The organism is Thioalkalivibrio sp. ALE25 (genome assembly GCF_000377285.1).
Classification (GTDB): domain Bacteria; phylum Pseudomonadota; class Gammaproteobacteria; order Ectothiorhodospirales; family Ectothiorhodospiraceae; genus Thioalkalivibrio.
Map to the genome: position 1 here is coordinate 35,561 of NZ_KB897940.1, position 7,779 is coordinate 43,339.

6 protein-coding genes are annotated in these 7,779 nt (G+C 71.0%); 3 read left to right on the top strand and 3 right to left on the bottom strand.

The features are described from left to right. Nucleotides 1-10 precede the first annotated feature (10 nt). Genes C996_RS0113175 through C996_RS0113185 form a run of 3 tightly spaced genes read left to right on the top strand, consistent with a single transcriptional unit; the run spans nucleotide 11 to nucleotide 3,338 of the window. Complete coding sequence (locus C996_RS0113175; protein WP_018867898.1) at nucleotides 11-283, top strand: PP0621 family protein; 273 nt, start codon at nucleotides 11-13, stop codon at nucleotides 281-283. An 11-nt stretch (nucleotides 284-294) separates the two neighbouring features. Next, the gene (locus C996_RS0113180; protein ID WP_018867899.1) at nucleotides 295-1,932 is read left to right on the top strand and encodes a PAS domain-containing sensor histidine kinase; all 1,638 of its coding nucleotides are present in this window, start codon (nucleotides 295-297) and stop codon (nucleotides 1,930-1,932) included. Next, the gene (locus C996_RS0113185) at nucleotides 1,929-3,338 is read left to right on the top strand and encodes a sigma-54 dependent transcriptional regulator (RefSeq protein WP_018867900.1); all 1,410 of its coding nucleotides are present in this window, start codon (nucleotides 1,929-1,931) and stop codon (nucleotides 3,336-3,338) included. Before C996_RS0113180 ends, C996_RS0113185 begins: the two co-directional genes overlap by 4 nt. A 22-nt stretch (nucleotides 3,339-3,360) precedes the next feature. Here C996_RS0113185 and C996_RS0113190 read toward each other — a convergent pair whose 3' ends face one another. From C996_RS0113190 to C996_RS0113200, 3 genes are all read right to left on the bottom strand, one after another. Continuing rightward, the gene (locus C996_RS0113190) at nucleotides 3,361-3,582 is read right to left on the bottom strand and encodes a hypothetical protein (RefSeq protein ID WP_018867901.1); all 222 of its coding nucleotides are present in this window, start codon (nucleotides 3,580-3,582) and stop codon (nucleotides 3,361-3,363) included. Nucleotides 3,583-3,744: 162 nt separating this feature from the next. After that, nucleotides 3,745-6,270, bottom strand: coding sequence for an ATP-dependent helicase HrpB (gene hrpB, locus C996_RS0113195; RefSeq protein WP_018867902.1), 2,526 nt, complete (start codon nucleotides 6,268-6,270; stop codon nucleotides 3,745-3,747). 9 nt (nucleotides 6,271-6,279) lie between these two features. Beyond that, nucleotides 6,280-7,473 carry an efflux RND transporter periplasmic adaptor subunit gene (locus C996_RS0113200; RefSeq protein ID WP_018867903.1) on the bottom strand — a complete coding sequence of 398 codons (1,194 nt, stop codon included), beginning with the start codon at nucleotides 7,471-7,473 and terminating at the stop codon, nucleotides 6,280-6,282. Nucleotides 7,474-7,779 lie beyond the last annotated feature (306 nt).

Here is a 7,779-nt window from a genome sequence, read left to right on the forward strand (position 1 = left end):
GAATCCGGTCATGCGCCTGCTGCTCCTGATCGTTGCCATCGTCGCCGTGTTCCTCGCGGTGCGCACCCTGGTGCGCTCCAGCAGCAACCGCAAGCAGGTCTCCCGCGGGGAACGCCCCGAACGCCTCAAGGAAGGTGGCGCGGTGATCCGCTGCGCCTTCTGCGGCGTGCACGTTCCGGAGGCCGAGGCCTACCGCGACGGGGACCGCCTGTACTGCTCGCGCCAGCACGCCGAGGTCGACCGCAGCCGCTCGGACGCCGACACCCACAGCGAAGACGACTGATCCCCGCGCGCATGGACGGCCAGAACGGGGCGCACACGCCGATCGACGCCGACACCCGGCGTTCCGCCTGGCTGTTCGCGCTCTACCGGGTCTTTGTCGCAGCGGTTCTGCTGCTGCTGGGACTGTTCCCGGATACCCCGCTGGGACTGCATGCGGTCGCCCCCCAGTTCTACGCGGTGATCGCCACGGCCTACCTCGCCTTCGCGCTGGCCGCGGCCGGCTTCGCCTGGCGTTGCACCCACAACCCGAACACCACCAGCCTCAGCCGCATCGCCCTGATCGGGGGCGCCGGGGACGGCATCGGCCTGATCGGGCTGCTGCTCGTCTCCGGTGGGGTCGGCACCGGGATCGGCCTCCTGCTGGTCCCCGCCCTGGTCGCCGCGGTACTGCTATCCAGCGCGCGCTTCGCGCTGAGTCTGGCGGCCATCGCCACCCTGGCGCTGCTGCTGGCCGAGACGGTCAGCGCCCTGCTCCTCCATCCTGGCGAGAGCGCCATCACCCAGGCTGGCCTGCTGGGCGCCACCCTGTTCGCGGCCGGCCTGCTGGCGCGCCACTTCGCCCGCCGGGCCGGCGAGACGCGCGCCCAGGTGGAACGCCAGGAGGCCGACCTGGCGAATCTGGCCGAGCTGAATGCCCAGATCATCGCGCGCATGAGCGCCGGGGTCATCGCGGTGGACCCGGAGGGCTACATCCGCTCCATCAACGAGGCCGCCCGCCGCCTGCTGCCGCCACGGCCGGGGCGCCACCTGTCGTCGCTGTCGCCCTCGGTGGCCCGCGTCATCCGCGAGTGGCAGCGCAGCGGCAGGCCCAACACCAGCCAGCAGTTGCCGGGCGATCGCGATCAGCCGGCCCTGCGCATCCGCCTGGCGCCGCTGGGCGATCGCGGCGACCAGGGCACGCTGCTGATCCTGGAGGACGCCGCCGAGCTTCAGCGCCAGGCCCAGGCCAGCAAGCTTCAGGCCCTGGGCCGGCTGACCGCCAGCATCGCCCACGAAATCCGCAACCCGCTCGGTGCGATCAGCCACAGCGCCCAGTTGCTCGGCGAGTCACCGGACCTCGCGCCTCACGACCAGCGCCTGCTCGACATCATCAACAACCAGAGCAAGCGGGTGAACGAACTGATCTCCAATGTCCTCAGCCTGTCACGCCGGGACGCCGGCGAGCGCGAACGCCTGAACCTGCAGGAGACCCTGGACCGCTTTGCCGAGGAGTTCTGCGGGGCCCTGCAACTGCCCCGCTCCACCCTGCATGCCCGGGTGGAACCGGGCGACTCCGAAATCCAGTTCGATCGCTCGCAGCTCAACCAGATCCTGTGGAACCTGTGCACCAACGCGCGCATCCACGGCGGTCACGACGAACCCGACAGTCCGCCCATCGTGTTGCGCGGGGGCGCCGGCCAGGTCGCCCGCGTGGTCAGCCTGGATGTCATCGATGCCGGTCCCGGGATCTCCACGGAACAGGAAAAGGACCTGTTCGAACCGTTCGTCTCCGGTCGCAGCGGCGGAACCGGGCTCGGCCTGTACATCTCGCGCATGCTGTGCGAAAACAACGGGGCCTCGCTGGAGTACATCCGGACGCCCACCGGCGGCTGCTTCCGGATCCTGTTCGCTCCCCTGGAAGACGAATCGCCAAAGGAACAAGGCGCATGAGTATCCGTCACGTGCTGGTCGTGGACGACGAGCCCGACATCTGCGAACTGCTCGAGATCACCCTGGCACGCATGGGCCTGGAAGCGACCACGGCCACCCGCCTGGAACCCGCCCGCGCCCTGCTCGCCGAACGCGACTTCGACCTCTGCCTGACCGACATGCGCCTGCCCGATGGCGACGGCCTCGAGCTGGTCCGCCACATCCAGTGCGAACGCCCGGAATTGCCGGTGGCCGTGATCACCGCCCACGGCAGCGTGGACACGGCGGTGCAGGCACTGAAACTGGGGGCCTTCGACTTCGTCAGCAAGCCGGTGGACCTGAAACAGCTACGCGAACTGATCGACGCCGCACTGCGCCTGGAGACCCGTGGCCCCGGGCCGGAAGAAGGGCCCGATGACGCGACCACGCCGGCCCGCCCCGACGACAGTCCCCTGCTGGGCCATTCCGAACCCATGCAGCGCCTGCGAGCCACCATCCACAAGCTGGCCCGCAGCCAGGCGCCGGTGTTCATCTCCGGCGAATCCGGCTCCGGCAAGGAGCTGGTCGCGCGCGAGATCCATCGCCTCGGGCCGCGCGCCGAGCGACCGTTTGTCCCGGTCAACTGCGGCGCGATACCCGGCGAGCTGATGGAAAGCGAGTTCTTCGGCCACCGCAAGGGCGCCTTTACCGGGGCAACCCAGGACCACACCGGCCTGTTCCAGTCCGCCGACGGCGGCACGCTGTTCCTCGACGAGGTTGCCGACCTGCCACTGCCGATGCAGGTCAAGCTGCTGCGCGCCATCCAGGAGCGAGCGATCAAGCCGGTCGGCGGCACCCGCGAGATCCCGGTGGACGTGCGCATCCTCAGCGCCACCCATCACGACCTCGAGAAGGCCGTACGCGAGGGGCGCTTTCGCCAGGACCTCTACTACCGACTGAACGTGATCGAGCTGAAGGTCCCCCCACTGCGCAACCGCCGCGGGGACATCGAGCGCCTGGCCGCGCGTATCCTGCGGCGCATCAGCGAGCAGTGGGAGACCGGCGACCTGGAACTGGCCCCCGATGCCCTCGCGGCCCTGCAGGGGCACGGCTTCCCGGGCAACGTCCGCGAACTGGAGAACATCCTGGAGCGCGCCGCCACCCTGTGCGAGGGTCGGCTGATCCACGCCGACAACATCGACCTTCCCGCCACTGGCCTGGGCACCGAACCCGTCATGGACCGCGCCCCGGACAGCCCGCCTGACCCCGACCACAGCGCCCGCAACGAGGCCGACCGCGCACTGGACGACCAGCTCGCCGCGCAGGAGCGCCAGGCCATCGCCACCGCACTGCAACAGACCGGCGGCAACCGTACGGCCGCCGCGCGCCTGCTCGGCCTCAGCTTCCGCCAGCTGCGCTACCGCCTGAAGAAACTCGGTATCGAGTAACGGTCCCTCGACCAGTCCGCCGCTACAGCAGATCCGCCCACTCGGTCAGGGCAAACCAGATCACGTAGCCGCCGTAGAGGATCAGAAAGATGATGCTGAGCACCGTGATCGGCCGAAACCCCTTCACGTCCACCTGGTAGGACACATCCTCCCCCTGCGCGCGGCGGCGGCGCACATCCATCCAGCGCGACACCCGCCACCAGACAAACAGCAGGATCAGGATCACGGTCAGGAACTTCAGCATCGCGGTTCGCTTCCTCGTCGGACGGCACTGAACGCGACACTACCCGAGAACGCCACCCTCCGCATTCTCTGATGACGGCCGCGCCTTTGCCCCGCAACCCTGGCGGGCAGAACGCTTGTGGGAGCCTGCTTGCAGGCGAAGCCCCCGCCAAACCCGGGCCTGCTACCCACGCCGCTTCGTATGCCGCGTGGCCGGCGCATTCCACGGATCCTCCGGCCAGGGGTGCTTCGGATAACGCCCCTTCAGCTCGCGGCGCACCTCCGGATAGCCGTTCTCCCAGAAGCTGGCGAGATCCTGGGTGACCTGCACCGGACGCCGCGCCGGCGACAGCAGGTGCAGCACCAGCGCCACGCGGCCGCCCGCGACCCGGGGCGTCTCGCCCAGGCCGAACAGCTCCTGCAGCTTCACCGCCAGCACCGGCGGGTCCTGCGTGTAATCAATCCGGTGGGCGGAGCCGGAGGGGACCTCGATGCGCGCCGGTGCCTCCCGCTCCAGTTGCTGCTGGTGGTCCCAGTCGAGCCACGCGCGCAGGATCGCCGCCAGATCCAGCCGCTTGAGATCCCGGCGCCGCGTGATCCCGGCCAGATACGGCCCCAGCCACTCCTCGAGGGTCATCCGCAGCGCGTCGTCGCGCAGATCCGGAAAACCGGACTCCGGCATGGTTTCGTGCAGCAGCTGGATGCGCGCGCGCAGCTGGGTCGCCGCATCATCCCAGGGCAACAGCGCAAGGCCCTCGCGGCGCAGCCGCTCGCACCAGCGCGGGATGGTGGCGGCGGGGTCGTCCAGCGCGACCATCTGCCGCTCCACCACCAGCGTGCCGATCCGTCGAATCCGCGCGTTCTCCAGCCGCGCGCCGTCCTCCACCCAGTCGCAGCGCGTCTCGCGGTGGAAGAGTTCCGGCGCCTCCTGCTCCAGTGCGGCCAGATCCAGCGCCACCGCGCAGCGGATGCGGGCCTCGCGGTCGGCATCCGTGCAATCCACCGCGACCAGGTAGTCGGCATGCGCCAAACGCTCGCGCGCCGGCAGCCACGCGCCGCGGCCGTTCCCCATCACGAAGCGCCCGGCCACCTCGCCGCGGCGGCGCGCGATACGCTCCGGCCAGGCCAGCGCCGCCAGCACGCCCAGCGCCGTGCTTTCGTCCAGTACCGCATCCCGGGCGCCGGCGCCATCCCCGACTCGGGCCAGTGCCTGTTCCAGACGCCGCAGGCCGGATTGCCAGGCCCGCCCACCCGAACGCCGCGCGCGCTCCAGGCGCGCACCCAGCTCCAGCGGCGCCTCCGGCCCGGCCACACCCGGCTCCTCTACCGCCACCGCCAATTCGCAGGCCAGGCGCGCCAGCCCCCGCTCCTGGCCCCGCAACAGCATGTGCGCCAGCCGCGGGTGGGTCGGCAGGCGTAGCAGGGCCCGCCCATGCCCGGTCATCCGACCGGTGGCATCCACCGCACCCAGTTCCGCGAGTACCGCCTGCGCGGAGGCCAGGCCCTGCGCGGGCGGCGGTTCCAGCCAGTCGAGTTCGGCCACTGCCTCGCCCCAGCCGGCCAGTTCCAGGGCCAGCGGCAGCAGATCCACCTGCTGCATCCCCGGGGTCGCGTAGTCCGGGCGCGCGACCTCGTCGGCCCGCGACCACAGGCGGATCGCTACGCCGGGCTCGGTGCGACCGGCACGCCCGGCCCGCTGTTCTGCGGCGGCCTTCGAGGCCGGGAGCGTCACCAGGCGCGAGAGCCCGGTCGCCGCATCGAAGCGCGGCTCGCGGGACAGCCCCGCGTCGATCACCACGCGCACGCCCTCGATGGTCAGGCTGGTCTCGGCGATGTCGGTCGCCAGCACCACCTTGCGCTCGCCCGCGGGCGCCGGGCGCACGGCCCGGGCCTGCTCCTGTGCCGACAGCCGGCCGAACAGCGGCGCGATGCGCGCGGGGACGGCGGACGTATCCACGCCGTCACCCACCCCCTCGCCCAGACGCGCGGCCACCTCGCGGATCTCGCGCTCGCCGGGCAGGAAGACCAGAACCGAGCCCGTCTCCGCCGCCAGCGCATCCCGCACCGCCTGCGCCACGCCGTCCGCCAGCGGCGCATCTTTCGCCATCGGGGCATAACGGACCTCGACCGGGAACTGCCGCCCACGCGCCCGCAGCACCGGCACGGCATCCGCCTCCGGGCCGGCCAGCAGCCGCGCCACGGCCTCGTCGTCGAGGGTCGCCGACATCACCACGATGCGCAGCTCCGGGCGCAGCAGCCGACGCACCTGCAGCGCAAAGGCCAGCGCCAGTTCGGCCTCCGGCCGGCGCAGGTGGAATTCGTCGAAGACCACGGTGCCAACCCCCTCCAGCAGCGGGTCGCCCTGGATGCGCCGCAGGAACAGGCCATCGGTGACCAGCTCCACCCGGGTGCGCTCCGAGACCTTCTGCTCGTCGCGGACGCGATAGCCGACCGTCTGCCCGGCCGCTTCACCGAGCTGCCCGGCCATGTAGGTCGCCGCCATGCGGGCGGCCAGCCGGCGTGGCTGCAGCACGATCACGCGATCCTCGGGGCTGGAGGCGGCCAGATGCAGCGGGACGCGGGTGGTCTTGCCGGCACCGGGTTCGGCCACCAGCACGGCGGCACCGCGCGTCTGCAGCGCGGCATCCAGGGGGGTTAGCAGATCTTCCAGCGCCCGAGCCGGCGGCGCCTCATTCAAGTCTTTGGCCATCTAAAGCGGTCAGTTCTCGACCACGCGCGTGCCGGCCTGCACCCGGTCCCCCGGGCGGGTGACCACACGCTCGCCCGCCTCCAGGCCGTCGAGGATCTGCGTGGCAAAGCCCGAGCGACGACCCACCTCGACCCGGCGCGGCTCGGCACGGCCGTCCTCGACCACGAACACCGACCACTCGCCGCGGTCGCGGAACAGCGCGCTGGTCGGGACCTGCAGCACGTCATCCCCTTCCCATAGCAGAAACTCGGCCTCCACACGGTAGCCCACCGCCAGTCCGGCCATGCGCGCCTCCACCGCGTCGAGGTCGAGGATCACCGGCACGCGCTGTTCGTCCACGCCCAGCGCGGAGATCCTGGTAAAGCCGAATGGCTGCACGCGGCGTACGGTGCCCTCCAGTTCGGCATCGCGGCCCCAGTCGGTCAGGCGCACGCGCATGCCCGGCACCACGCGCACCGCATCCATCGACAGCAGGTCCACCTGCACCTCGAGATCGTCGAGATCGCCCACGACCAGTACCGGCTCGCCGGCCCCGATCGTGCCCTCGCAGCAGCGATAGCGCTCCAGCACCACCCCCGAGGCCGGCGAGCGAACGGACAGGGTTTCCGCCTCGGATTCCGGCATCTGGCCGCTGGCAATCTCCAGCACGACCCGCGCGCTCTCGATCTCGCTGCGTGCGACCTCCACCGCGGATTCGCCGGCGCGCACCGCCGAACGCGCGCGGTCGCGCGCGGTCTCCATGCGCTCCACCTCGGTGGCCGAGACCGCCCCGCGCTCGAACAACTCCTGATGCCGGCGATACTCGGACTCGGCGAAACGCGCCTCGGCCCGCAGGTTCTCGAGGTTCGCCTCGGCGCTCTGCAGGCGCGACCGTGCAGCGGCCAGGTTCTCGCGCGCCTGCTCGCGCGAGCGCACATCCAGCGCCGGGGTCGGCAGGGGCTCCATGCGGAACAGCGTGTCGCCAAGCTCGACCGCGTCCCCCTCTTCCAGCTCGACGCGATGCAGGAAGCCGGCGATCGGCGCCGACACGGTGAAGGTGTCGCGCAACCGCGTGCGGCCTTCCTCGCGCACGGTCTCCTCGAACGGGCCGGCCTCGACCGTGGTCAGCGACACCGGTACCGGCTGCGGGCGCAGCGCCCAGACCAGCGCGGCCACCCCCGCCAGCACGATCAGCCCAACCGTAATTCGCTTTTTCATCGCCATAGCGTCAGTCTCGCAAATCCCGCCATCCGGCGCTTCCCCATCACCCCGTGTGGCGCAGATCGCGCTGGACGCATATCGGTTATCACCTGACTTACCGTTCATCTCAACCGTTGTGAGGCTGGTCCTGGTTCGTCCTCCGGTGTTTACGGTGCCTTCGGTCCACATACTGCCTGGCGCTGACTCGCCAGCGCGCCCCGAGGTCCTTTCTTGCTTGCCCAAGAAAGGACCCAAAGAAGGGCACCCGGATTTCGCCCGGGAACCTCGCTCCGGACGCGCTGGGCCGGCGGCGCTGAACTCGCTGCGCCT

Bases quoted from the DNA above. Each gene is read 5' to 3' on its own strand.
- C996_RS0113175 (WP_018867898.1), top strand. From the start codon at position 11: ATGCGCCTGCTGCTCCTGATCGTTGCCATCGTCGCCGTGTTCCTCGCG.
- C996_RS0113180 (WP_018867899.1), top strand. From the start codon at position 295: ATGGACGGCCAGAACGGGGCGCACACGCCGATCGACGCCGACACCCGG.
- C996_RS0113185 (WP_018867900.1), top strand. From the start codon at position 1,929: ATGAGTATCCGTCACGTGCTGGTCGTGGACGACGAGCCCGACATCTGC.
- C996_RS0113190 (WP_018867901.1), bottom strand. From the start codon at position 3,582: ATGCTGAAGTTCCTGACCGTGATCCTGATCCTGCTGTTTGTCTGGTGG.
- hrpB (WP_018867902.1), bottom strand. From the start codon at position 6,270: ATGGCCAAAGACTTGAATGAGGCGCCGCCGGCTCGGGCGCTGGAAGAT.
- C996_RS0113200 (WP_018867903.1), bottom strand. From the start codon at position 7,473: ATGGCGATGAAAAAGCGAATTACGGTTGGGCTGATCGTGCTGGCGGGG.